At 70.8% G+C, this 24237-nt stretch carries 19 protein-coding genes; 9 read left to right on the forward strand and 10 right to left on the reverse strand.

Going from position 1 to position 24237, the window contains the following annotated elements; translation table 11 throughout:
• Positions 1-129: 129 nt before the first annotated feature.
• Complete coding sequence (locus tag ACFVX4_RS05970; RefSeq protein WP_389972913.1) at positions 130-1122, forward strand: phosphotransferase; 993 nt, start codon at positions 130-132, stop codon at positions 1120-1122.
• 89 nt (positions 1123-1211) lie between these two features.
• On the opposite strand, the gene ACFVX4_RS05975 is transcribed toward ACFVX4_RS05970, so the two are convergent.
• On the reverse strand, positions 1212-2843 hold the full coding sequence (locus ACFVX4_RS05975; RefSeq protein ID WP_389972379.1) for a protein kinase: 1632 nt from the start codon (positions 2841-2843) through the stop codon (positions 1212-1214).
• Positions 2844-3137: 294 nt separating this feature from the next.
• Between ACFVX4_RS05975 and ACFVX4_RS05980 the strand changes: the two genes are divergently transcribed.
• The 6 genes from ACFVX4_RS05980 to ACFVX4_RS06005 all read left to right on the forward strand — a co-directional run bounded on the left by ACFVX4_RS05980 (position 3138) and on the right by ACFVX4_RS06005 (position 11012).
• On the forward strand, positions 3138-4790 hold the full coding sequence (locus ACFVX4_RS05980) for a protein kinase (protein ID WP_389972381.1): 1653 nt from the start codon (positions 3138-3140) through the stop codon (positions 4788-4790).
• Positions 4791-5074: 284 nt separating this feature from the next.
• A complete protein-coding gene (locus ACFVX4_RS05985) occupies positions 5075-5776 on the forward strand; it encodes a hypothetical protein (protein WP_389972383.1) in 702 nt (233 codons plus the stop codon).
• A 117-nt stretch (positions 5777-5893) separates the two neighbouring features.
• Positions 5894-6508, forward strand: a complete 615-nt coding sequence (locus ACFVX4_RS05990) for a PadR family transcriptional regulator (RefSeq protein WP_266416947.1) — start codon at positions 5894-5896, stop codon at positions 6506-6508.
• Positions 6509-6652: 144 nt separating this feature from the next.
• Positions 6653-7438 (forward strand): ABC transporter ATP-binding protein, encoded by a 786-nt coding sequence (locus ACFVX4_RS05995; protein ID WP_389972386.1) that lies wholly within the window; start codon positions 6653-6655, stop codon positions 7436-7438.
• Positions 7435-10281, forward strand: coding sequence for an FtsX-like permease family protein (locus ACFVX4_RS06000; RefSeq protein ID WP_389972388.1), 2847 nt, complete (start codon positions 7435-7437; stop codon positions 10279-10281). Before ACFVX4_RS05995 ends, ACFVX4_RS06000 begins: the two co-directional genes overlap by 4 nt.
• A gap of 182 nt (positions 10282-10463) precedes the next feature.
• Positions 10464-11012: a bacterial proteasome activator family protein gene (locus ACFVX4_RS06005; RefSeq protein WP_323180131.1), complete on the forward strand. Its 549-nt coding sequence runs from the start codon at positions 10464-10466 to the stop codon at positions 11010-11012.
• Positions 11013-11166: 154 nt separating this feature from the next.
• Here the strand turns inward: ACFVX4_RS06005 and ACFVX4_RS06010 are convergent, their stop codons facing one another.
• The 7 genes from ACFVX4_RS06010 to pdhA form a co-directional block, all read right to left on the reverse strand.
• Positions 11167-12153, reverse strand: a complete 987-nt coding sequence (locus tag ACFVX4_RS06010) for an NAD(P)H-quinone oxidoreductase (RefSeq protein ID WP_389972390.1) — start codon at positions 12151-12153, stop codon at positions 11167-11169.
• Positions 12154-12336: 183 nt separating this feature from the next.
• Positions 12337-13479 carry a TrkA family potassium uptake protein gene (locus ACFVX4_RS06015; protein ID WP_266416939.1) on the reverse strand — a complete coding sequence of 381 codons (1143 nt, stop codon included), beginning with the start codon at positions 13477-13479 and terminating at the stop codon, positions 12337-12339.
• Positions 13437-15086: a molybdopterin molybdotransferase MoeA gene (locus ACFVX4_RS06020; RefSeq protein WP_389972393.1), complete on the reverse strand. Its 1650-nt coding sequence runs from the start codon at positions 15084-15086 to the stop codon at positions 13437-13439. The genes ACFVX4_RS06015 and ACFVX4_RS06020 overlap by 43 nt, the downstream gene beginning before the upstream one ends.
• 428 nt (positions 15087-15514) lie before the next feature.
• Positions 15515-16375 carry an NTP transferase domain-containing protein gene (locus ACFVX4_RS06025; RefSeq protein ID WP_389972395.1) on the reverse strand — a complete coding sequence of 287 codons (861 nt, stop codon included), beginning with the start codon at positions 16373-16375 and terminating at the stop codon, positions 15515-15517.
• A 109-nt stretch (positions 16376-16484) separates the two neighbouring features.
• Positions 16485-18008: a dihydrolipoamide acetyltransferase family protein gene (locus ACFVX4_RS06030; RefSeq protein WP_389972397.1), complete on the reverse strand. Its 1524-nt coding sequence runs from the start codon at positions 18006-18008 to the stop codon at positions 16485-16487.
• Positions 18008-19039, reverse strand: a complete 1032-nt coding sequence (locus ACFVX4_RS06035; RefSeq protein WP_266416932.1) for an alpha-ketoacid dehydrogenase subunit beta — start codon at positions 19037-19039, stop codon at positions 18008-18010. Before ACFVX4_RS06035 ends, ACFVX4_RS06030 begins: the two co-directional genes overlap by 1 nt.
• On the reverse strand, positions 19036-20199 hold the full coding sequence (gene pdhA, locus ACFVX4_RS06040) for a pyruvate dehydrogenase (acetyl-transferring) E1 component subunit alpha (RefSeq protein ID WP_389972400.1): 1164 nt from the start codon (positions 20197-20199) through the stop codon (positions 19036-19038). The genes ACFVX4_RS06035 and pdhA overlap by 4 nt, the downstream gene beginning before the upstream one ends.
• 263 nt (positions 20200-20462) lie before the next feature.
• On the opposite strand from pdhA, the gene ACFVX4_RS06045 reads away from it, so the two are divergent.
• The gene (locus tag ACFVX4_RS06045) at positions 20463-20969 is read left to right on the forward strand and encodes an Lrp/AsnC family transcriptional regulator (RefSeq protein ID WP_389972916.1); all 507 of its coding nucleotides are present in this window, start codon (positions 20463-20465) and stop codon (positions 20967-20969) included.
• 68 nt (positions 20970-21037) lie between these two features.
• Here the strand turns inward: ACFVX4_RS06045 and ACFVX4_RS06050 are convergent, their stop codons facing one another.
• Positions 21038-21631 (reverse strand): TetR/AcrR family transcriptional regulator, encoded by a 594-nt coding sequence (locus ACFVX4_RS06050; RefSeq protein WP_389972402.1) that lies wholly within the window; start codon positions 21629-21631, stop codon positions 21038-21040.
• A 123-nt stretch (positions 21632-21754) separates the two neighbouring features.
• On the opposite strand from ACFVX4_RS06050, the gene paaN reads away from it, so the two are divergent.
• Positions 21755-23455, forward strand: a complete 1701-nt coding sequence (paaN, locus tag ACFVX4_RS06055; RefSeq protein ID WP_389972404.1) for a phenylacetic acid degradation protein PaaN — start codon at positions 21755-21757, stop codon at positions 23453-23455.
• Positions 23456-23510: 55 nt separating this feature from the next.
• Here paaN and ACFVX4_RS06060 read toward each other — a convergent pair whose 3' ends face one another.
• Positions 23511-24149 carry a TrmH family RNA methyltransferase gene (locus ACFVX4_RS06060; protein WP_389972919.1) on the reverse strand — a complete coding sequence of 213 codons (639 nt, stop codon included), beginning with the start codon at positions 24147-24149 and terminating at the stop codon, positions 23511-23513.
• Positions 24150-24237: the final 88 nt, after the last annotated feature.

The raw sequence follows: 24237 nt of genomic DNA on the forward strand, positions 1-24237 counted from the left end.
GTGCCCGCTCAGCCCGTGTCCCCGGTGGACAAGGTGCTGTTCCGGTCCGTGCCCGCGCCACCGGTGTCCCCGGTGGACAAGGTGCTGTTCCCGTCCGTGCCACGGCCGCCCGTGCCCCCGGTGAACGAGGTGCTGCGCCACTATCCGGACGCCGGTGAACCCCTGAGCTGCAAGCCCATCACCAAGGGCCTGCTCAACCACGGCTACCGCGTCTCCACCACCCGCGGCTCCTACTTCCTCAAGCACCACCTCGACGACTCCACCGGTGACCGCGCCACGATCGTCCGCCAGCACCGCGCCACCCAGCGGCTGCAGTCGCTGGGTGTGCCCGTCGCCCCGCCCGTGCAGGACACCGAGGGCGACACGGTCACGGAGATCGGCGGCCGGTGTTACGCCCTGCACCCGTGGGTGGACGGGCTGCACCGGGCGGGCGCCCAGCTCAGCACCGCCCAGTCGGAGCGGCTCGGGGCGCTGCTCGGGGCCGTGCACACCGGGCTCGAACAGGTCATGGGGGCGGGCACGGGGCTCGCGCACCGGTCGGTCGGGTACCGGAGCCCCGACCCCGCCGACACCTTCGCGCTGATCGACGACCTGCTGACGGCCGCCCGCGGGCGCCGCCCCCGGGACTCCTTCGACGAACTGGCCGAACACCGCCTCCTGGAGCGGCGCACCCTGCTGGAACGGCACGCCGCTCGCAGGCCCCCCACCCCCGACGCCCAGGCCACCGGGTGGGTGCACGGCGACTTCCACCCGCTGAACGTCCTGTACCGGGGCGGCGACCCGGTCGCGATCCTCGACTGGGACCGGCTGGGCGTCCAGCCACGGGCGGAGGAGGCGGTTCGGGCCGCGGCGATCTTCTTCGTACTGCCGGCCGGGAAGCTGGAGCTGGAAAAGGTGCGGGCGTACGCGCGGGCCTACCGGCAGGCGGCCGGGGCGGGGGCGGCGGAACTGGCCGCCGCGGTGCACCGGGTGTGGTGGGAGCGGCTCAACGACTTCTGGATACTGCGCTGGCGGTACTGCCTGCACGACCGGAGGGCCGACCCGCAGTTCCCTGCGGTGTCGGCCCTGGCGGTCTGGTGGACGCGCGAGTACGAGACGGTGCGCGAGGCGTTCACGGGGTGACCGGCCCGTGAACGACCGGGCCGGTGCGCGAGGCGTTCACGGGCCGGGGCCCGGTCATCGCCGGGGCGGTGGCTTGGCCGTCGGTCGGGTCAGGACGTGGTGCCCGTACCGGGCCCGGCCGCCGCGGATGTACCGGTGGTGGCGCCGCTGCCGCCCTCCGTACCCGTACTGCCGCCGTCCGTACCCGTGCTGCCGCCGTCCGTACCGGTGCCGCCGGTGTCCGTGGTACCGCCGGTGTCCGTACCCGTGCTACCGCCGTCCGTACCGGTGCCGCCGGTGTCCGTGGTACCGCCGGTGTCCGTACCGGTGCTGCCGTTGGCCGGGGTGGACGGTTCCTTCGACGGTGGTTCGGACGGCTGGGTCGGGGTGGTCGACGGGGAGTAGCTCCGCGGCGGCGGCGTGTCCTGCTGGTTGCCGGTGGAGTTCTCCGGCGCCTGGGGCTCCTGGCTCTTCTCGTCGCTCGGCCCGGACGACGTCTTCGACGGGGACGGCGAACTGGTGGTCTTGTCGGGCTTCTTCTCAGGGGTCGAACCGGTGTCGTTCGCGGCGTTGACCGCGATGGCGACACCCGCCCCGATCGCGATCAGCGCGAGCACGACGAACAGCCACAGCTTGCCGCGACCGCCGCCGCCCTGGTGCCCGCCCTCGTAACCGCCGTCGTCGGGGTTCATCGGCGGCAGGATCGGACCCTGCGAGGTGTCCCCGTGATGCGGGTGGCCCATCGCCATCGTGGCCCCGGCGACGCCCATGGCCGGGGTGTTCCCGCCTTCGTGCATGGCGACTGCACCGGTGTTCCACGTACCCGTGTGGCCGCCCTGCACCTGAAGCATCTGGAGGCTGTACTGGATGAGGCCGCGCATCTCCTCGGCGCTCTGGAACCGGTCGTCCGGGTCCTTCGCGAGGGAGCGCATGACCAGCCCGTCCAGCTCCGGCGGCACCGCGTCCAGGACCTCGGACGGCGGGACCGGAATGTCCTGGACGTGCTGGTACACGACGGACAGCGGCGTCTCTCCCATGAACGGGGGCCGCAGCGCCAGGAGTTCGTACAGCAGGCAGCCGGTGGCGTAGAGGTCGGAGCGGTGGTCGACGGCCTTGCCCAGCGCCTGCTCGGGGGAGAGGTACTGCGGCGTGCCCATGACCATGCCGGTCTGGGTCATCGTCGACTGCGCGCCGTGCAGCGCACGGGCGATGCCGAAGTCCATCACCTTGACCGCACCGGAGTTGGTGATGATCACGTTGGCCGGCTTGATGTCGCGGTGCACGATGCCGTGCTGGTGCGAGTACGCGAGTGCTTCGAGCACGCCGGAAACGATGATCAGCGCCTGCTCGGGCGGCGGGGCCTCGGCGCTGATCAGCAGATCGCGGATGGTGCGGCCCTCGACCAGCTCCATCACGATGTAGGGGACGGTCGCCCCGCCCACGATGTCCTCGCCGGAGTCGTACACGGCGACGATCGCGTGGTGGTTGAGTCCGGCGACCGACTGCGCCTCGCGCGTGAACCGGGCCTTGGAGACCGGGTCCTCGGCGAGATCGGAGCGCAGGAGCTTCACGGCGACCGTGCGTCCCAGCCTGACGTCCTCGGCCGCGAACACCTCGGCCATGCCGCCCCGGCCGAGGCGGTGGGTCATCCGGTAACGTCCGTCACCGACGACACCGCCGATGCCCCAGGAGTCGGTGCCATCCGAAACTCCGCCGCCGTTTGCTTCGGAATCGGGTGCCATCAGTCCTCGCCGTCGTATCTGTCCGCGCGTCCGCGGGTTCTCACGGTGTCTAGCTGCATTGCCACGTCACGCTACAGCCTCTTTCGGACGCACCGTTTCCGAGAGGGACCGGTTACCCAACCGCCCGGCGTGCCGTCCACGCAAATTTCATGCGGTTCCTGTAACGCTTCCGAGACGCTTCTTGTGCGTAGGGTCACGGAACGGGCACCTGGCTTGACGTGTCGTACCCCTCGGGCAGACTTGGCGCGTAATAGGGATGATCGCGTGAGTCGCGCGCCGAGGGGGAAGCTAGTCATGAGCCAGGACGGCGCACACGGCGCTCAGGGTCGCTACGCGGGCGGTTCCGTCGCCGGCGGGCGCTACCAGCTTCGCGACCTGCTCGGCGAGGGCGGGATGGCGTCCGTATACCTGGCGTACGACACCGCCCTGGACCGACAGGTCGCAATCAAGACATTGCATACGGAGCTGGGCCGCGAGCAGTCCTTCCGTGAACGCTTCCGGCGCGAGGCGCAGGCCGTTGCCAAACTGCAGCACACCAACATCGTCTCGGTCTTCGACACCGGCGAGGACGAGCTCGGCGGCGCGCTGATGCCGTACATCGTCATGGAGTACGTGGAGGGGCAGCCGCTCGGCTCCGTGCTCCAGGCGGACATCCAGCACCATGGCGCGATGCCGGCCGACCGGGCACTGAAGGTGACGTCCGACGTACTGGCCGCGCTGGACACCAGCCACGAAATGGGCCTGGTCCACCGCGACATCAAGCCCGGCAACGTGATGATGACCAAGCGCGGTGTCGTGAAGGTCATGGACTTCGGCATCGCCCGCGCCATGCAGTCGGGCGTCACGTCGATGACGCAGACCGGCATGGTCGTCGGCACCCCGCAGTACCTCTCCCCCGAGCAGGCCCTGGGCCGCGGCGTGGACGCCCGCTCCGACCTGTACTCGGTCGGCATCATGCTGTTCCAGCTGCTGACCGGGCGAATCCCCTTCGACGCGGATTCCCCGCTGGCCATCGCGTACGCGCACGTCCAGGAGGAGCCGGTCGCACCCTCCACCATCAACCGGTCGATCACCCCGGCGTTGGACGCGCTGGTCGCCCGCGCGCTGAAGAAGAACCCGAACGAACGCTTCCCGAGCGCGGCGGCGATGCAGGACGAGATCGCCCGCGTGCTGGCCGCGAGCGGCTCCACGGGCGCGCCGGTGATCGTCGCGGGCGGCGGCGCCCCGGCGAACAGCGGCTCGGGCGTCGGCTCGGCGGTCTTCCCGCCGGTCGACCAGTCCGGCGGGATGCCCCAGAGCGTCCAGACGCCGTACCAGCCGGGCCCGTACCAGTCGGGCGCCCAGCCGGGCCCGTACGGTCCGGCGACCCCGGCCCCCACGCCGGCACCGTCGTACGGCTACCCGCAGTCGGCCCAGGCGTACCAGAGCCAGGCCCCGATGCAGCAGCAGACGCCGCCGCCCTACACGGTCTCGCCGCAGACCCAGACGCAGTCGCACTCCGGCTCGGGCGGGGGCGGCTCCAAGCGGAACATGCCGGTGATCGTGGGCTCGATCGTGGTCGCGCTGATCGCGATCGGCGGGCTGATCACGGTGCTCTCGCTGAAGAACGACGACTCGAAGGGCGGCACGACCGCGAACGAGTCACCGGCCGCGGGCGAGCACAAGGATCCGGAACGGAACCGGACGATGGACACGGAGGACTGCACGGACGCGATGGAGGACAGCGACGACACGAAGAAGGTGGACGCGCCGAAGTTCTTGTACAAGGACTACCTCTCCGCGAAGGCGTGCGCGGACGCGGCCGGCTGGACCGTCAAGAAGGTCAAGGTCCCCGGGAACGCGTACGCGGAGGATCAGGTCATCGACCAGTTCCCGTCGTCCGGCACCGCCGTGGACAAGACCGGCGCCCACTTCGAACTGCGCGTCGCGACGGGCGACCCGGCCTGAGTCCGGACCTGCCCGGCCTCGTACGTACTCGTGCGGCTCGTGCGGACTTGTACGGCTCGCACTTCGGCGGCTCGCACTTCGGCGGCTCGCACTTCGGCGGCTCGTGCGGAGGCTGAGGTGACGGGCCGGTGCGTGTGCGGGTTGGATGACGGGCCGTCGCGCGCGATTGAGCACGAGCGAGGGCGGCGCCCGGAGCGCCATACGTCCGAGATGCCGGACATACCGCCACATGTGACGCTGACCCCATGGCTCCAGGACTTCTCCCCTCACGACCCACGAGGCGCGTGGCCTGCCTGATATTGACGGCGGGTGCGGCGCTGGGGACTGCGGCAGGCGAGACGCAGGCCGTCCAGCGCGCGCCCGACCGGCCAATAGGCCCGTTCAGCACCCCGATAACACCGCCCCCGCACACCTCGGCCGGAGCCTCCGCCCAGCCTTCCGGTATACCCGGTGCCGATCCGTCAGCCGAGGAGCCGGTCACCCCTACGGCCGCCCCCTCGGCGATACCGACGACCGTTCCCTCGGGCGGCGGAACAGCCGCTCCCGCACCTCCCGGATCCCCGGCCTCCGGCTCCCCGGCCACCTCCGACTCCGACCCCGAGTCTGCTTCGGACTCCGACCCCGACTCCGTTTCGGCCCCCGGCTCCGACGAGGAGCCGCCGCAGCCCGAGGTGCAGCCCCCGCTCGCCGGGCGCGAGGCCGGGGAGGGGCGGTTGCGCCCCGGACGGCAGCTCTTGCCGTGGGAGCTCGCGCGCGTGGACAGTTCGCGCCCGCGGCCCGACCCGCCCCCCGCGGCGACCGATCCGGGGCCCGCGCCGGCCGCGATACCCGCGGCGAGCACGTCCCCCGGGACCGGCCCGCTCTCGCCGCAGGCCCTGAACGCGCCGGCCGTTCAACAGATGAAGCGGGTATCGCTGGGTGCGGGAATCACGCTGATCGGGCTGGGGCTGGGCTTTCTGGCGTTCCGTATGCGCCGCCCGGACTGAGCCGCCCACGTCTTCCACGGATCCTCCACGGATCTTCCACGAACCGGGCCCCTCACCGCCGCCCACACGCCCGGCGGAGATTTGCACCGAGCAACATACTCGGTATACATACTGAGTATGTCGATCCGTCACGGGCTGCTGGCCCTTCTGGAACGGGGCCCCCGATACGGCTCCCAGCTCCGTACCGAATTCGAATCGCGCACCGGCTCCACCTGGCCGCTCAACGTCGGCCAGGTGTACACGACGCTGAGCCGGCTGGAGCGTGACGGTCTGGTCGTCCAGGACGACGAGGACGACCAGGGGCACGCCCTGTACGCAATCACCGACGACGGACGCACCGAGCTGCGGAACTGGTTCGAGACGCCCGTCGACCGCAGCAACCCGCCCCGTGACGAGCTGGCCATCAAGCTCGCCATGGCGGTCGGCGCACCGGGGGTCGACATCCGTGCCGTCATCCAGTCCCAGCGCCACCACACCCTGAAGGCGATGCAGGACTACACCCGCCTCAAGGCGCGGTCGCTCAGCGACGTGCCGGCCAACCGCGACGAGGTCGCCTGGCTGCTCGTACTGGAGCAGCTGATCTTCCAGGCGGAGGCCGAGACACGCTGGCTGGATCACTGCGAGACCCGGCTGGTCCGCCTCGCAGAGGCCGCCGCCACGGAGCCGGAACCCGAGGTGCGTACGACCGGCCGCGCCGCGCCCCGCACCGCCCGCCCGCGCAGCCGGCGCTGACGCGAACCGCAGTCGGCGAACCACAGACAGCAGACGGCGAACCGCTGACCGCTGACCGCTGACTGCTGACTGCTGACTGCTGACTGCGAAGCACAGACCGCGGGCCCGTCGCCCCACACCCGTTCCGAGGGGGAACCACTCACCATGTCCTCGCACGCCCCGTCCCGATCCGCGGCACCGGCCGACTCGCCGATACCGGCCGGTGAACCGGTGCTCGAACTCCGGGCGCTCACCCGCACCCACGGCTCCGGCATAGCCGAGGTGCACGCCCTGCGCGGCATCGACCTCTCCGTGCGCGCCGGTGAACTCGTCGCCGTGATGGGCCCGTCCGGCTCCGGCAAGTCCACCCTGCTGACCATCGCGGGGGGTCTCGACACCGCGACCAGCGGCCAGGTCGTCATCGAGGGCCAGGACATCGCCGGACTCGGCCGCAAGGGCATCGCCGCCCTGCGCCGCCGCAGCGTCGGCTACGTCTTCCAGGACTACAACCTCATCCCCGCCCTCACCGCCGCCGAGAACATCGCCCTGCCGCGCGAGCTCGACGGCATCTCCGTCCGCAAGGCCCGCAAGGAGGCTCGGGCGGCGCTTGAGGAGATGAGGCTCCTGGAGGTCGCCGACCGGTTCCCGGACGAGATGTCCGGCGGCCAGCAGCAGCGTGTCGCGATAGCCCGTGCGCTGGTGGGGGACCGGCGCCTGGTGCTCGCCGACGAACCGACCGGAGCGCTCGACTCCGAGACCGGCGAGACGGTGCTCGCACTGCTGCGCAGCCGCTGCGACCAGGGCGCGGCCGGCGTGATGGTGACGCACGAGCCGCGGTACGCGGCCTGGGCGGACCGGGTCGTGTTCCTGCGGGACGGTTCGATCGTCGACCAGACGCTCACCGACAACGCCGACGCCCACTCGCTCCTCGCCGCCGAGGCCGCCGAGTGAGCGTCTTCACCGGCTGGCGCGCCGCCCTACGGATAGCCCGGCGCGACGCGATGCGGTCCAAGGGCCGCAGCGCACTGGTGGTCGCGATGATCGCCGCCCCCGTGGTCGGCGTCACCGCCCTCGACGTGACGTACCGCAGCGTGACATCGACCACGGCCGAGCAGCTGACCGCAGCAATGGGTTCCGCCGACGCGCTCTTCAGCGATCAGCAGATCGGCCCCATCGAGCAGATGCCCGAAGCGGAGAGGTACGACCGGGTCGACGAGAACGCGCCGGTGGACGACACCGGCCCGTCGATCGACATCAGCACCACGTTCCCCAAGGGCTCGCGGGCGATCAGCATCCAGTCCGTCCCGGCGAGCGTCACCACCGGCTACGGCGTCGCCAACACCGAGATCTACGAGTTCCGGACATCGGACGAGCTGGCCCGCGGCAAGATCGACCTCGTACGCGGTGACTACCCGCACGGCCCGGACGAGGTGGCCGCCACCGAGCCGTTCCTGAAGTCGACCGGCCTGCACATCGGTTCGGCCACCACCGTGCGCAACTCCGGCGAGAAGTACACGATCACCGGCGTGGTCGAGCAGCCGGACATGCTGGACACCGAGGCGCTGTACGCCGATCCGGGAGCGGTCATCGCCCCGTGGCAGGCCAGGGCCGACCACGACAAGAACGTGGTGCCGCCGAACGTCGGCTCCAAGAGCTGGCTGGTCAAGGGCCCCGAAGGGGTGGGGGTGACCTGGCCGGACGTCATGGCGGCCAATAAGTCGGGCATCCTCGTCAAGTCCCGTCAGGTCGTCCTCGACCCGCCGCCGCTCTCCGAGGTCCCGCTGGCCAGGAAGAACCGCGAGACGTATTCGGAGGACTCCGGGCCGCTGAGCGCTGCGCTCGTCACCGTGGTCGCCATGGCGGTCCTGGAGATCGTGCTGCTCGCCGGACCGGCCTTCGCGGTCGGCGCGCGCCGCTCCCGCCGCCAGCTCGGCCTTCTCGGCACCTGTGGCGGGGACAGACGCCACGTCCGGGCCGTGGTGCTCGGCGGCGGTCTGGTGCTCGGCGGCATCGGAGCCGCGGCCGGTGTGGTGGTCGGGCTGGGAGCCACCGCTGTGTTCCGCCCCATGATCGAGGAGTGGGCCGGGCAGCGCTTCGTCTCTCTTGCCCTGAACCCGAAGGAACTGCTGGCCATCGCCGTGATCGGCCTGATCACCGGTCTCCTGGCGGCGTTCGCCCCGGCGATCGTGGCGAGCCGGCAGTCCGTGCTGGAGTCGCTCACCGGCCGCCGCGGCGTCCGCCGCTCCTCCCGGGTGCTGCCCGTTCTGGGCGCCTGCGTGCTGGCCATCGGTGTCGCCGTCGCCATCTACGGCGGCACCGACGGGGACTCGACGCTGGTCGCCGGCGGCTCGGTGACCGCCGAGCTCGGGCTGCTCGCCTGCATCCCGGTGATCGTCGGCTTCCTCGGGCGGCTCGCCCGCTGGCTGCCGCTCTCTCCCCGGCTGGCGCTGCGCGACGCGGCCCGCAACCGCGGCCGTACCGCTCCCGCGGTCGCGGCCGTGATGGCGGCCGTCGCCGGTTCGGTGGCCATCGCCACGTACATGTCCAGCGCCGCGGCCGAGGCCGAGTTCAACTACGTCCCCTCGCTGAACGAGAAGACCGTCGTCCTCTCCTCCTCCGATGCCGAGGCTGCCGCCCGGCTCCCGCTGGCACGGGCCGCCGTCGAGCGGAACATGGCCGTCACCGGGGGGCACGCCGACTTCCGACGGGTCTGGGCGGGCAGCGACTGCGACATCTACGGCGACGAGGAGAACCACTGCGGCTCGCTCGAACTGGTCAAGCCCGCCGGCCAGGCCAGCTCCTGCCCGCTCACCGGCGAGGGCGCCAAGAAACTCGCCGCGCGGCTCACCGCCGACGAGCACAAGAAGCTGATGCATTCCCCCGCATGTCTGGTCGAGCTCATGTCGTCGGGCCTCTTCAACGCCGATGCGAGCAGCATCGTCGTGGCGGACGAGGCCATGCTCAGCACCTATGTGAAGCTCGACGACCCCGCCGCCGCCAAGGCACTGGCGGCCGGCACACCGGTACTGCTCAACCCGGTGTTCGCGAAGAACGGCGAGGTCACCGTCAAGGCGGTCCACCGCTACAGCAAGAAGGACAAGCAGAACCGGAAGCTGCACCCGGGCAGCACCCGCACCGCCACGGACAGGCTGAAGGTGTACGTGGCACCCGAGAAGTACGCCGCCACCCCCGGGATCAAGATGATCCTGCCGCAGCGGACCGCGGAACGGCTCGGCCTGCACACCGAAGCGAGAGGAAGCGTGTACGGGCTCACCCACACGCCGACGGGCGCCGAGGAGCAGCGGACCTACGGCGCGATCGAGCAGGCCGGCGGCGGCATCTGGACGCAGTACGAATCCGGCCCCGGCCGGACCGACGACTCCATGCTGCTGATCCTGACCCTGTTCGCCGGAATGGTGACGCTGGGCGCCGCCGCGATCACGACGGGCCTCGCCAAGGCGGACGCGGAGGCCGATCTCAACACGCTCAGCGCGGTGGGTGCGCCCCCGAGCGTGCGGCGGAAGCTGTCCGGCTTCCAGTGCGTGGTGGTGGCACTCACGGGTGTGGTGCTCGGCACTCTGGCGGGACTGGTGCCCGCGGTGGCACTGCGGATGGTCGATCTGAGCGAGGCGCTGCACATGATGCGGCTGGAACCCACGGAGTCGGCGTACACACCGATCGTGCTGCCCTGGACGACCCTCGGCCTGCTCGTCGTGGGCGTCCCGCTGCTGGCCGGTCTGCTCGCGACGGCACTCACCCGCTCCCGCCTCGCGCTGGCACGGAGGGCCGAGTGATGCCGCGGTCGGCGGGGGCGGTGCGGGCGGAGTGGCCGGTGTCGTCGGTTCGGGCGGCGTGACCAGTGCGGTTGGTGTCGTCGGTGGGCTGACCGGCTGACTTGGTGCCCTCGGAAACGGTGGATCAACCGTTTGCGGGGGCACCACGGTGTTGTACGGCAGGTGTGCGAGACAATGGCGCCATGGAGATGCCGAGGAATGAACGGTCGCAGGAGCACCCCCAAGTCCTCGTGGTGGGGCAGGACGGCATGGCGATCGGCGGCGGTGGCACTGACGACGAATCGCGTGAGGTCCCGGTGACGGAGATGGTCGAGCAGCCCGCGAAGGTCATGCGCATCGGCAGCATGATCAAGCAGCTCCTGGAGGAGGTCAGGGCGGCTCCTCTCGACGAGGCGAGCCGGGTCAGGCTCAAGGAGATCCACGCCAGTTCCGTGAAGGAGCTGGAGGACGGCCTCGCGCCGGAGCTGGTGGAGGAGCTGGAGCGCCTTTCCCTGCCGTTCACCGAGGAGTCGGTGCCCTCCGAGGCGGAACTCCGGATCGCGCAAGCCCAGTTGGTGGGCTGGCTGGAGGGCCTTTTCCACGGCATCCAGACGGCGCTCTTCGCCCAGCAGATGGCGGCACGGGCCCAGCTGGAGCAGATGCGCCGCGCCCTTCCGCCGGGCAGCGCGCACGAGGACGAGGACGGCAGCGGGGACCCGCACGGGGCCATCAGGTCGGGCCCGTACCTCTAGGGCCTGTCCTTCTGGTCCCTCGGTCCCGCACCTCCGATATCCCTGGTGCGTACGCCCCTGACCACGAAAAACACCGAGGCCCGGCACACATGGTCCACGACCTGTGCGCCGGGCCTCTCCGCGTGGTGGGGCGGGCAGGGGCCGGGCCGGGGCGTCAGCCCGCAGGAGCCTGCAGCAGCACCTTCCCGATGTGCGCGCTGGACTCCAGTACCCGGTGGGCCTCGGCGGCGTCCGGCATCGGCACCGTGCGGTCCACGATCGGCCGCACCACACCGTCGGCGATCAGCGGCCAGACATGCTCGCGCACGGCGGCGACGATGGCGGCCTTCTCGGCGAGCGGGCGGCCGCGCAGCGAGGTCGCGGTGATGGCCGCCCGCTTGTTCAGCAGGGCGCTCAGATTCAGCTCGCCCTTGACGCCCCCCTGAAGGCCGATGATGGCCAGCCTGCCGTTGACGGCGAGCGCCTTCACGTTCCGGTCCAGGTACTTCGCGCCGACGATGTCGAGAATGACATCCGCACCGGCCCCGTCGGTCGCCTTGCGCAGTTCCTCGACGAAGTCCTGCTCCCGGTAGTCGATCAGGATGTCGGCCCCGAGCTCCGCGCAGCGCGCCAGCTTCTCCGGCCCCCCGGCGGTGACCGCGACCCGCGCGCCCACGGCCTTGGCGAGCTGGATCGCCATCGTGCCGATGCCGCTGGATCCGCCGTGCACCAACAGTGTCTCGCCGGGGCGCAGATGGGCCACCATGAAGACGTTGGACCAGACCGTGGCCGTCACCTCGGGCAGCGCCGTGGCCAGAACCGGCTCGACGCCGTCCGGCACGGGCAGCAGCTGCCCGGCGGGCACGGCGACCTTCTCCGCGTATCCGCCGCCCGCGAGCAGCGCGCACACCTCGTCGCCGACCGACCAGCCGGTGGCACCGGGCCCGATCGCCGAGATACGGCCCGAGCATTCGAGGCCGGGGTACGGGGACGCGCCGGGCGGCGGGCTGTAGAACCCCTGCCGCTGCAACACATCGGCGCGATTGACCGCGCTGGACACGACATCGACGAGGACCTCGCCCTCACCGGCTACCGGATCGGGCACCTCGGCCCAGACAAGTGCCTCGGGACCGCCGGGTTCAGGGATCGTGATCGCATACATGGCGGCGAGGCTACTCCGTGGCAGATGAAGGACCATGAAGGACGCCGCCCGGGATCAGATCAGCCGCGCGGGAGCCCCTGGCACCAGTCGTGCGAGAGCTGCGTGGGACCAGCCGCGCGGGCACCGCCTTGGATCAGTCGCGCGGGAGCTGCGTGGGACCGGCCGTGCGAGCACCGCCCTGGATCAGTCGCGCAGGCGCGGGGTGCCCATGGACGGGGTGTCCGGTGGCAATTCGTTCGAGGCGCGCACGATGGTGATCAAACGGTCCGTCAATTGGAGCGGACTGGCCGCCGGATCGTCGTAACCCAGCAGTCGATGTCCCCGCAGCACGCTGACCACGAGATCATCGGTCTCCCGGACACTCTTGCCCACCTCGGCCTTTATCACCGGCCGTTCGACGAGATCGAGTCCGCTGCCCTGCTGGATCAGGTCCTCCATCACCGTGCCCGCGCTGGGGCTGAGGACGGAGAGGCCCAGCAGCCGGCCCGCCGCACTGGCACTGGTGATCACCGCGTCGGCGCCGGACTGCCGGAGCAACGGGGCGTTCTCCTCCTCGCGCACCGCTGCGACGATCTTCGCCCCGCGATTGAGCTGCCGGGCCGTCAGCGCCACCAGCACCGCCGTGTCGTCCCGCTGGGTGGCAATGATGATCTGACGCGCCTTCTGGAGCTCGGCCCTCAACAGCACCTCGCTGCGCGTCGCATCGCCGACCACACCGACGAACCCTTCGGCGTTGGCGATCTCGATCACCTTGGTCGCCGGGTCGACGATGACGATCTGTTCCTTCTTCAGGCCGGTGGCACACAAGGTCTGGATGGCCGAACGGCCCTTCGTCCCGAAGCCGACGACAACGGTGTGATCACGCAAGTTGGTTCTCCAACGCTTCAGCCGAAAGTCCTCCCGGGTCCGTTCCGTAAGGACCTCAAGAGTGGTGCCGACCAGGATGATCAGGAAGAGCACCCGCAGTGGTGTCACGAGCAGCACATTGGTGAGCCGGGCGGCGTCCCCGTACGGGGTGATGTCGCCGTAGCCGGTGGTGGAGAGGGTGACTGTCGCGTAGTACACCGCGTCCAGCAGATCGACCCGGCCATCGGCGGCATCGTGGTATCCGCCGCGGTCCACCCAGACGATCAACACCGTTGCGGCCAGCACCAGAAGCGCCATCATCAGCCGCTTGGCGACCTGCCGCGCCGGACCGTTGACCACCCTGCGCGGGAGCAGCACCCGTGTGGGTACGACATGCTCGTCCGCGCGCCTGGCCATCGCATCGTGGCCGGGAAGTTTCACGTGAAACACCCTTCCGTCCACGGCATCGCCGAGGCCCACGGTAGATCGAGGATCTCCACCTCGGTGCCGGACCGTACCCCGCCCGGCGGTACGACGGCCAGCCCGTCAGCGGCAGCGATCCCGCGGAGCATCGCCGGACCGTTGTAATGCAGCGGTACGACGCTCTCGGCATCGCTACCGGTTCCCCCGCTGCCGTCGCCGTATCCACTGCCGTCCTCGTACCCGCTGTACCCGCTGCCTGGCCTCTCGACAGCGCCGCCCGCTCGGTGGATGACGGGCACCAGACGGGTGTCATGCGGGTGCCCGTGCACCTCGTCGCGTACGACGGCCCGGTACGGCGCCTCCGGCTCCCGGCCAGCCAGCCCGCGGAGCAGGGGCTCGGCGAGTGTGAGGAGCCCGGAGACGGCGGCCAAAGGGTTGCCCGGCAGCCCGACGAGATACGGGCCCTCGCCCCGCGCCTCACCCTGGCGCTCCGATGAACCCGCCACCGAATCCGCCTTCCTGAGCCGGGCCAGCAGCATCGGGTGGCCGGGTCGGACGGCGACTCCATCGACCAGCAGCTCGGCGCCGATCTCGGCAAGGACCGGGTGGACGTGATCGACGGGGCCCGCAGCCGTACCACCGGTGGTGATGACCAGATCGGCATCGGAGGTGGTGAGCGCGCGCCGCAGGGCCGCCGCGTCGTCGCCGAGGCGCTGCGGGGCCGAGACCTCGGCACCCAGCGTGCGCAGCCAGGGGCCGATCATCGGGCCGAGCGCGTCACGGATCAGCCCGTCGTGCGGCAGACCGCCGGTCAGCAGTTCGTCACCGAGAACGAGGACGTCGACACGAGGACGAGGCACCACGACGAGCGTGTCGTACCCGGCCGCGGCGGCCAGACCGAGAACAGCGGGTGTCACCAGCGCTCCGGCGGGCATGAGCTGATCGCCGGCACGGCATTCCTGGCCACGGGGCCTGATGTCCTGGCCGGGCAGCACCCGGTGCGTCGCGTGGAGCAGCCCCCTGGCCTCGTCCACGTGAGCGTGCTCGCTGCGGATCACGGCGTTGGCATCCACCGGGATGCGGGCGCCGGTGGCGATCCGTACGGCATCTCCGTCGGCAAGCGTGGCGGGGGCGCTCCGCCCGGCGAGGATGCCCGGATCCCGGCTTGAGCCGGCATCGGCCCTCTTCTTGTCTCCGGCCCCGGTGGCCTCGCGGATGTTCCACGGCCCCGGTCCGGAGACGACCCAGCCGTCCATGGCAGAGGTGTCGAAGGACGGCAGATCGGTGAGCGCGACGAGCGGCTCGGCGAGTACGTGTCCGAGCGCCTGGTCAAGGGAGAGACGGCTGGCCCGGACCGCAACGGCACGCCCGGACCGAACGGCGAGCGCACGCGCCTCCCGCCAGGAGGCCGCATACCTGTGCCGATGCCTGCCCATGTCCGTGTCCGTGTGCTTATACGTGTCCGCGTGCGTGTGCTTGTCCGCGTGCGTGTGCTTGTCCGCGTGCGTGTGCTTGTCCGCGTGCGTGTGCTTGTCCGCGTGCGTGTGCTTGTCCGCGTGCGTGTGCGTGTGCCGGTCATGCCCGGGGGCCGCGTCGGGGCTCCGGTTCGGGGGCAGCGAACGGGGTGCTGCCGCAGGTTCGTCCGCGGGGCGAGGCCGGCCCATGGAGTGCGGCTGCCCTGCGGCATGGGGCCAACCCGCGGGGTGAGGTTCACCGGACGACTGGCGCCCGACCAGAGCGAGGGCCTGCTCAACGGCCCGGTCCTCCTCAGCCGCCCGCACCTCTCCCGGAGTCGGACACCGCTCCCCGCTCCGGAGACGGTCGTCCTCCGAACGCGAGCCGACGGCCGAAGGCGAGCCGACGGGCGAGGACGAACCAACAACCGAAGACGAGCCGACGGGTGACTCATGCTCGACGTCCACAGACGAGTCGGCCGGGTGTGCTTCGTCCGCCGAACATGAGCCGACCACCGAACAGGATCCGGCCGTCGAACGTGCGCCGGCCGCCGAGGGTGATCCGGCCGCCGAGGCCCCGACGCCCATCGATGCGGTATCCGCAGCCGGAGGCCGATCGGACCCGCCGTTACCGGTGGTCATTGCGTCTCGTTCTCGTCCGCCCAGCGAAGGGCGAGCGCAGCAGCCTTCCGGGCGGCCTCGGCCACCGCCGTGGCACCGTCGCCGTCGCCGCCTCCTTCGCTGCTCGCCTTGGCCGCCGCGTACCCGACCAGGAAGGTCGTCAGCGGCGCGGCGGGCCGGGCGACGCCGTGGGCGGCATCACGGGCGAGATCGAGCAGGACGTCGGTGTCGACGTCGAGTTCGATGCCGAGTTCGTTCTTGACTGCGGTGATCCATTCATCCAGCACGGTCCCATGCTCTCTGATACGGGCTCGGGCCGACGCAATGTCCTCCCAGGTGTCGCAGTCGAAGGAGGCGAGAGGATCGGCCTCCACCCGGGCAAGGTCGAGTTCCTGCGTCAGTAGACGCAGGGGGAGCCCGGACAGACCACCGTGCTCGGCGGCGAGCAGCGCGAGCTCACGGCGCAGCGGTTCGGCACGGTAGACGGCGACGAGAGGCTGGTCGCGACCCTGTTGATCGATGCACAGAGCCCCGTCCCGCTGCCCTTCCCCGGCGGCGGCCAGGAGCGCTCCGACGGTGCCCGCCCCGAGAAACGGCAGGTCGGCGGAGAGCACGAGAACCCGTTCCGCCGTGGTCCGCCGAACCCCGGCGTCGAGCGCGGCCAACGGACCGCCGCCCCGGGGCTCTTCGCGCGTCCAGATCACCGGCCGCACGGTGGACCGGCGCCCGCCCACCACCACCGTCACCGAGGCGTCGGCGCAGGCCGCGAGCACCCGGTCGAGCAGCGCACGGCCACCGACCCGGATCCCGGGCTTGTCGGCGCCGCCGAGCCGCTTGGCGGCCCCTCCGGCAAGGACGATGGCGTCATACGCGGTCATGCATCCGAGTATGCGGGCCGCGGGCTCCCGCTGATCCTCCCGGTCGGTGATCGAGCCGATCGGCCGGATCGAGCGAGGGGAGGAAACGGGAGCCCACGCCTGTTTTCGCCTACAACGTGCGCAGCAGCACCGCCGGTTGCTCCACGCAGTCGGCTATGTAGCGCAGGAAGCCGCCCGCCGTGCCGCCGTCACAGACCCGGTGGTCGAAGGTCAACGAGAGCTGGACCACCTGGCGCACGGCCAGCTCTCCCCGGTGCACCCAGGGCTTGGGCACGATCCGGCCGACGCCCAGCATCGCCGCCTCGGGGTGGTTGATGATCGGGGTCGATCCGTCGACTCCGAACACCCCGTAGTTGTTCAGTGTGAACGTGCCCCCGGTCAGCTCCGCCGGGGTCAGCCGCCCGGCCCGCGCCGCCTCGGTCAGCCGGAGGATCTCGGCCCCGATCGACTCGGTGTTCCTGGCCTGTGCGTCCCGCACGACGGGGACGACCAGGCCCCGCTCGGTCTGCGCCGCGAACCCGAGATGGACCTCCGGCAACCGCACGATCTCCCGCGCCTCCAGGTCCACCGTGGAGTTGAGCTCGGGGAACCGGGCCAGCGCCGCGGTGCAGATACGAGCCAGCAGGGCCAGTACCGACACCTTGGGGCCGGCAGCCGAACCACCGGCGCTGTTCATCGCGGATCTGGCCGCCATCAGCTCGGTGGCATCAGCATCGACCCAGCACGTGGCGTCGGGGATCTCCCGCCGGCTGCGCGCCAGCTTGTCGGCCACCGCACCCCGTACACCGCGCAACGGAATCCGATGTGCGGCCGGTCTCGCCGCCGTCAGCGACTGCCCCACCACCCCGGAAGCCAACCCCGACACCGATCCCGATGCCGATCCCAATACCGATCCCGAAACCGGCTCCGTTACCGCCACGGACTCCGCCACGGCCCCCGGCGTCGGGACCGGGGCCACCAGGGGAGCGGCCCTTCCCTCTGCCAGCGCCCTGATCACGGATTCGACATCGGCCCGCATGATCAGCCCGTCCGGTCCGGAGCCCGCCAGCTGCCGCAGATCAAGATCATGCTGCCGCGCCAGCTTCCGTACCAGCGGGGAGACGACCGCCACCGGCCCCGGCACCGCATCCGGCACGGGATCGGGAACCGGTGCCGGAGCCACAGGCGCCCGTGCGGGAACAGCCGCGGTCACGGCTGCGGGACGGACCCGCCGACGGCGCGCCACCGGCGCACCCGTCCCGTACCCGACCAGCACATTGCCGGACGCCTCCACCTCACCGGCCCCGGACCCACGCGAACCAGCCACAGCGCCAGCCCCGGACCCACGCGAACCGGACCCTGCTCCCTCGTCCACCCCTTCGACCGACCCCACCGGTTGCGCCGGTCCCACTGCGACCGCAACCGTCAACAGAGGTGCCCCGACCGGTAGTTCCGAGCCTTCTTCGCCGAACCGTGCGGTCACCACACCCCCGTACGGGCACGGCACCTCCACCATCGCCTTGGCCGTCTCGACCTCGACGACCGGCTGGTCGATGGCGACGACATCGCCGACCTCCACCAGCCAGCGCACGATCTCCGCCTCGGTGAGCCCCTCGCCGAGGTCCGGCAACTTGAATTCGAGTACCTGGGGCATCAGCTCTCCGCCTCCCACTGCAAGCGGGCGACCGCGTCCAGCACCCGGTCCACGCCCGGGAGATGGTGCTTCTCCTGCATCGGCGGCGGATACGGAATGTCGAACCCGGCGACCCGCAGCACCGGCGCCTCCAGGTGGTGGAAGCAGCGCTCGGTGACCCGGGCCGCGATCTCACCGCCCGGACCGCCGAAACCGGAGGACTCATGGACGACGACCGCACGCCCCGTACGCCGGACGGAAGCGGCAACGGTCTCGTCGTCGAACGGCACCAACGAGCGCAGGTCCACGACCTCCAGGTCCCAGCCCTCTTCGACGGCCGCTTCCGCCGCCTCCATACAGACGGGCAGCGAAGGCCCGTACGTGATCAGCGTCGCGCTGCGGCCCGGCCGGCGGACGACGGCCCGGCCGATCGGCTCCACCGCCACCGGCGCGTCGGGCGACCAGTCCGACTTAGACCAGTAGAGCCGCTTCGGCTCCAGGAACACCACCGGATCGTCAGAGGCGATCGAGGCCCTCAGCAGCCCGTACGCGTCCTCGACCGTGGCGGGCGTGACGACATGGAGGCCGGGTGTCGCCATGTAGTAGGCCTCCGAGGAGTCGCTGTGGTGCTCGACCCCGCCGATCCCGCCGCCGTACGGCACCCGGACAGTGATCGGCAGCGGCATGGCGCCGGCCGTCCGGTTCCGCATCTTCGCGACATGGCTGATGAGCTGCTCGAACGCCGGGTAGGCGAAGGCGTCGAACTGCATCTCCACCACGGGCCGCAGCCCGTACATCGCCATGCCCACGGCCGCCCCGAGGATGCCCGCCTCGGCCAGCGGGGTGTCCGTGCACCGGTCCTCGCCGAACTCCTTCGCCAGCCCGTCGGTGATCCGGAAGACCCCGCCGAGCGTGCCGACGTCCTCGCCGAGAACGTGCACCGTCGGGTCCTGTGCCATCGAGTCGCGCAGCGCCCGCCCGAGTGCCTGCGCCATCGTGGCGGGTTTGGCCTTCGCCGTCCGCTCTCCGGCCGTCGCCGCTGCGGTGGTCATCGTCCTTCCTCCACGTCGTCATGGCCGTGCTGGTCCTGCTCGGCGTCCAGTTCGACACGCAACCGGGCTGCCTGCTCCCGCAGTTGTGCGGTCTGTTCCGCATAGACATGGGCGAACAGATCCATCGGGTCCAGCACCGGATCGGCGTTCATCCGATCGCGCAGGGCGGCTGCCATCCGCTCCGCGGCCACGCGCGCCTCCTCGATCCCGTCGTCGCCGAGCAGCCCCCGCCCGGTCAGCTCCCGCTCGAGAAGCTGGATCGGGTCGTGCGCACGCCAGGCCTCCACCTCGCTGTCGACGCGGTAGCGAGTGGCGTCGTCGGCGTTCGTATGGGCATCCATGCGGTACGTCACCGCCTCGACGAGCGTCGGCCCGCCGCCGCTGCGGGCCCGCGCCACCGCCTCACCGAGGACCTGGTGCACCGCGGCCGCGTCGTTCCCGTCCACCAGCCGGCCCGGCATCCCGTACCCCACGGCCTTGTGCGCCAGGGTCGGCGCGGCGGTCTGCTTCGCCAGCGGTACGGAGATGGCGAAGCCGTTGTTCTGCACGAGAAAGACGACCGGGGCACGCCAGACGGCCGCGAAGTTCAGCGCCTCGTGGAAATCGCCCTCGCTGGTCCCGCCGTCGCCGACCATGGCGAGTGCCACCACGTCGTCGCCCTGGAGACGCGCCGCGTGTGCCAGCCCGACGGCGTGCGGCAACTGGGTGGCGAGGGGGGTGCAGAGCGGTGCGATGCGGTGCTCACGCGGGTCGTAACCGGTGTGCCGGTCGCCGCGCAGCAGGGTCAGTGCCTCGACCGGGTCCAAGCCTCGCGCCACTGCCGCGAGCGTGTCCCGGTAGCTGGGAAAGAGCCAGTCCCGCTCCTCCAGCACCAGCGCGGCCGCTATCTCGCAGGCCTCCTGCCCCGTGCTCGACGGGTAGACGGCGAGCCGGCCCTGCTTGGTGAGGGCGGTGGCCTGCGCGTTGTACCTCCGGCCGCGGACCAGCTCCGCATAGAGCCGCAGCAGCAGCTCGGGATCGGCGTCGGCCACGGCATCCGTACCGAGCACGCGGTACGGCTCGGGGTCCGGGAGCAGCGGCGCGGGATCGGTGAGCGGCTTCCAGGCCGGGGGCGGCGTGGGCCGGTAAGCGGCCGCGCCGGGCAGCTCTTGGACCGTCATGACAAGCACCTCCTGGCATCGAGGGGTTTCGAGCGGCGTCTGTCGGCATCAGGGGATCGTCCGATGCCGAGGGGTGTCGAAATACATCGAAATGTCGAGCGCTGCCGAGGCACGGATGTGGTGCGCCTCACCTACCGATTGTTCGGTCGTGAGCGCATTTTGGCTACAGGCACCTTCAGCCTGTGGACAAACGGTTCTCCACAGCCTGGGATGGAGGCAGGTCGTCCAGGACAGGGAGGCGGGGGCACATGTCAGCTGAACAAATGGCCGACGGGGGCGAGGACCCGGGCCAGGTTTCGCCCGCACGCCCGCTCGACGCCATCGATCGCCGCATCCTGCGACTGCTCCAGACGGACGGCCGCACCTCGATACGGTCGGTGGCCGACCGGGTCCATGTGTCCCGGGCCAACGCCTATGCCCGGATCAACCGGCTCATCGACGACGGCGTGATCCGTGGCTTCAGCGCGCGGGTGGACCACGAGCGGGCGGGGCAGGGAGCCTCCGCGTACATCACTCTCAAGATCGTCCAGAATTCCTGGCGCACGGTGCGCGAGCAGCTCCAGGCCCTGCCAGGGGCGACTCATATCGCGCTGGTCAGCGGCGACTTCGACGTCCTGCTGCTGGTGCACACCCGGGACAACAGGTCGTTGCGCGAACTGGTACTGACGAGGATCCAGGCCATCCCGGAAGTGCTCTCCACCCGCACGCTCCTGGTGTTCGAGGAGACGGACCTGGCCCCGGGCCCGGACAGGCCCACCGAGCTCACCTGAGGACTGTCCCGTAACGGGCGCCAGGAATCCGGGTCGGGACCGGGATTCCTTGTGCGGCCGTCAACGGTTCAACGGCTGGACCGCATCCCCTCGAAGGCCACGCGAACGAGCGTGTCCGCCAGCCGCTCCCCGTCGACTCCGCCGTCGGGCAGCGGCCGGTACCACTCCACCAGGGAGTTGACCATTCCGAAGAGCAGCCGGGTCACCAGCCGTATGTCCACGTCGGAGCGGAGGTCACCGTCCGCGACCGCCGCCTTGAGCAGATCGGTCACCCGCTGGTCGAACTCGCGCCGCCGCTCCATGGCCCAGCGCTCCGTCTTCGTATTGCCCCGTACGCGCAGCAACAACGTCACGTAGGGCAGTTCGGCTATCAGCACGTCGACGGTGCGCCGGGTGACGTACTCGACCCGCTCGATCGCACGCCCCTGCGTCGCCCCCGGCTCGTCGAGAATTCCGAAGAGCCCGTCCAGCGCCCGGCTGACCGCGCGGCGCAGGAGTTCCTCCTTGCCCGCGACATGGTGGTAGATGGACGACTTGGAGATGCCCGCCGCCTTGGAGAGGTGCTCCATGGACGTGCCGTCGTAGCCGCGCTCGTTGAAGACACGGACGGCAACGGTGAGCAGAGTCTCCGGGGTGTACGTGTCCCGCTTGGCCGTGGTCATGTCCGCGATCCTCCCCTACGAGTTGTCCACAGGTTTGGCGGGCCCCCTTGTCCCGACCGATCGTTCGGTTACTCTAACTCTGTCCGCCCGTCCCTGCCCAGCTCGATGAGGAGTTGGTCCGTCATGGCCGCCGAGCTCTCCCCGCACCTGCTGTCCGAGAAGCACCGCCCCACGCTCGACCAGGCCCTCGACGCGATCCGTACGCGTGCCTACTGGTCCCCGCACCCCGAGCATCCGAAGGCATACGGCGAGGGCGGCGCCACCAGCAGCCTGAGCGCCGCCGAGGGCAAGGCCGCCTTCGACGCCGTGCTGAACACCCGGCTCGACCTCGGCCAGCCCGGCACCGACGGCTGGACGGGCGGGGAGATCTCTCCGTACGGGCCGGAGCTCGGCGTCGAATATCCGCACGCCGACCTGGACGTCCTGCTTCCGGCGATGCGTGCGGGCATGCCCGCCTGGCGTGCGGCGGGCCCCGAGACCAGGGCCCTGGTCTGTCTGGAGATCCTCGCGCGGATCAGCGCCAGGACCCACGAGTTCGGTCACGCCGTGATGCACACCAGCGGCCAGGCCTTCATGATGGCGTTCCAGGCGGGCGGCCCGCACGCCCAGGACCGTGGCCTGGAGGCGGTGGCGTACGCGTACGAGGAGCAGATCCGCACCCCGCGGAGCGCCGACTGGTCCAAGCCGCAGGGCAAGCGCGACCCGCTCCAGCTGCAGAAGTCGTTCACCGCGGCGCCACGCGGCATCTCGCTGCTGATCGGCTGCAACACCTTCCCCACGTGGAACGGCTACCCCGGCCTCTTCGCCTCCCTGGCCACCGGCAATCCCGTCCTGGTCAAACCGCACCCACGCGCCGTGCTTCCGCTCGCGCTCACGGTGCAGCTGGCCCGCGAGGTGCTCGCCGAGGCTGGCTTCGATCCCAACCTGGTCGCCCTGGCCGCCGAGCGACCGGGCGAAGGCATCGCGAAGACGCTTGCCCTCCGCCCCGAAATCAAGATCATCGACTACACCGGGTCCACCGCCTTCGGCGACTGGCTGGAGACCAACGCCCGCCAGGCCCAGGTCTACACGGAGAAGGCCGGCGTCAACACGATCGTCCTCGACTCCACGGACGACTACCGCGGCATGCTGTCGAACCTGGCGTTCTCCCTCTCCCTGTACAGCGGCCAGATGTGCACGACCCCGCAGAACCTGCTGATCCCCCGGGACGGCATCACCACCGACGCCGGCGAGAAGACGTACGAGGAAGTGGTCGCCGACATCGCCGCTGCCGTCACCGGCCTGCTGGGCGACGACACCCGGGCGAACGCGCTGCTCGGCGCCCTGGTCAACCCCGACGTGAAGGCCCGCCTGGAAGCAGCCGCGGATCTGGGCGAGGTCGCCCTGCCGTCCCGCGAGGTGGCCAACCCGGAATTCCCCGACGCCGTGGTCCGCACCCCCACCGTCGTCAAGCTGGACGCCACCAAGCCGGACGACGAGGAGCACTTCCTGTCGGAGTGCTTCGGCCCGGTCGCCTTCGCGGTAGCGGTCGACTCGACGGCCGACGCCGTTGAGCTGCTCCGCCGCACGGTGCGCGACCAGGGCGCAATGACGGTCGGCGCGTACACCACCTCACCGGAGGTGGAACGCTCGGTGGAAGACGTCTGCCTGGACGAATCGGCCCAGTTGTCGCTGAATCTGACCGGCGGGGTGTACGTCAACCAGACCGCGGCCTTCTCCGACTTCCACGGCTCGGGCGGCAACCCGGCAGCGAACGCGGCGCTGTGCGACGGAGCCTTCGTATCCAACCGCTTCCGGATGGTGGAAGTCCGCCGCCAGGCATGACCCGGCGAGGGTTGGGGGCGGAGCCCCGCCCCCAACCCGGACCAGACCGGACCGTCTAGTTCCCCGCCTCGGGAATCTCCGCGTACCTCTGCACCCACGCGTGCATGGCAATGGCGGCCGCGGCCCCCGCGTTGATCGACCGCGTCGACCCGAACTGCGCGATGGAGCACACCATCGCCGCACGCTTACGGGCCTCCTCGGTGAGTCCGGGACCTTCCTGCCCGAAGAGCAGTACGCAGCGCCGCGGCAGCTCGGTCCGCTCCAGCGGCACCGCTCCCGGCAGATTGTCGATCCCGATGATCGGCAGACCCTCGGCCTCGGCCCACGCGGTCAGCGACTCGGTGTCGGGGTGATGCCGCACATGCTGGTAGCGGTCGGTGACCATCGCACCGCGCCGGTTCCAGCGCCGCCGCCCCACGATATGGATCTCCTTGGCGAGAAAGGCGTTCGCCGTGCGCACCACGGAGCCGATGTTGAAGTCGTGGCCCCAGTTCTCGACCGCGACATGGAAGTCGTGCCGCCGTAGATCCAGATCGGCGACGATCGCCTCCCGAGTCCAGTACCGGTAGCCATCGCCCACGTTGCGCCGGTCGCCGTGGGCGAGCAGCTCGGGGTCGTACCGCTCGTCCACGGGCCACGGCAGCGGGTGGGGTCCGACGCCGATCTCCGTCCCGAACCCGTCGTCGTACTGCATCGGTTCCGCCGAGGCACCGGGCTCCTCCGGCAGACCGGGCTCCGTCCCCGCTACGGATGCGAGGGGCGCCTCGAATCCGACGGCCTCC

Source organism: Streptomyces sp. NPDC058240, assembly GCF_042882135.1.
GTDB lineage: Bacteria > Actinomycetota > Actinomycetes > Streptomycetales > Streptomycetaceae > Streptomyces.

Excerpts from the sequence above, each read along its gene's own strand:
- ACFVX4_RS05975 (WP_389972379.1), bottom strand. The coding sequence starts at position 2,843 with ATGGCACCCGATTCCGAAGCAAACGGCGGCGGAGTTTCGGATGGCACC.
- ACFVX4_RS05980 (WP_389972381.1), top strand. The coding sequence starts at position 3,138 with ATGAGCCAGGACGGCGCACACGGCGCTCAGGGTCGCTACGCGGGCGGT.
- ACFVX4_RS05990 (WP_266416947.1), top strand. The coding sequence starts at position 5,894 with ATGTCGATCCGTCACGGGCTGCTGGCCCTTCTGGAACGGGGCCCCCGA.
- ACFVX4_RS05995 (WP_389972386.1), top strand. The coding sequence starts at position 6,653 with ATGTCCTCGCACGCCCCGTCCCGATCCGCGGCACCGGCCGACTCGCCG.
- ACFVX4_RS06005 (WP_323180131.1), top strand. The coding sequence starts at position 10,464 with ATGGAGATGCCGAGGAATGAACGGTCGCAGGAGCACCCCCAAGTCCTC.
- ACFVX4_RS06010 (WP_389972390.1), bottom strand. The coding sequence starts at position 12,153 with ATGTATGCGATCACGATCCCTGAACCCGGCGGTCCCGAGGCACTTGTC.
- ACFVX4_RS06020 (WP_389972393.1), bottom strand. The coding sequence starts at position 15,086 with ATGGGCCGGCCTCGCCCCGCGGACGAACCTGCGGCAGCACCCCGTTCG.
- ACFVX4_RS06025 (WP_389972395.1), bottom strand. The coding sequence starts at position 16,375 with ATGACCGCGTATGACGCCATCGTCCTTGCCGGAGGGGCCGCCAAGCGG.
- ACFVX4_RS06030 (WP_389972397.1), bottom strand. The coding sequence starts at position 18,008 with ATGCCCCAGGTACTCGAATTCAAGTTGCCGGACCTCGGCGAGGGGCTC.
- ACFVX4_RS06035 (WP_266416932.1), bottom strand. The coding sequence starts at position 19,039 with ATGACCACCGCAGCGGCGACGGCCGGAGAGCGGACGGCGAAGGCCAAA.
- pdhA (WP_389972400.1), bottom strand. The coding sequence starts at position 20,199 with ATGACGGTCCAAGAGCTGCCCGGCGCGGCCGCTTACCGGCCCACGCCG.
- ACFVX4_RS06045 (WP_389972916.1), top strand. The coding sequence starts at position 20,463 with ATGGCCGACGGGGGCGAGGACCCGGGCCAGGTTTCGCCCGCACGCCCG.
- ACFVX4_RS06050 (WP_389972402.1), bottom strand. The coding sequence starts at position 21,631 with ATGACCACGGCCAAGCGGGACACGTACACCCCGGAGACTCTGCTCACC.
- paaN (WP_389972404.1), top strand. The coding sequence starts at position 21,755 with ATGGCCGCCGAGCTCTCCCCGCACCTGCTGTCCGAGAAGCACCGCCCC.
- ACFVX4_RS06060 (WP_389972919.1), bottom strand. The coding sequence starts at position 24,149 with ATGCAGTACGACGACGGGTTCGGGACGGAGATCGGCGTCGGACCCCAC.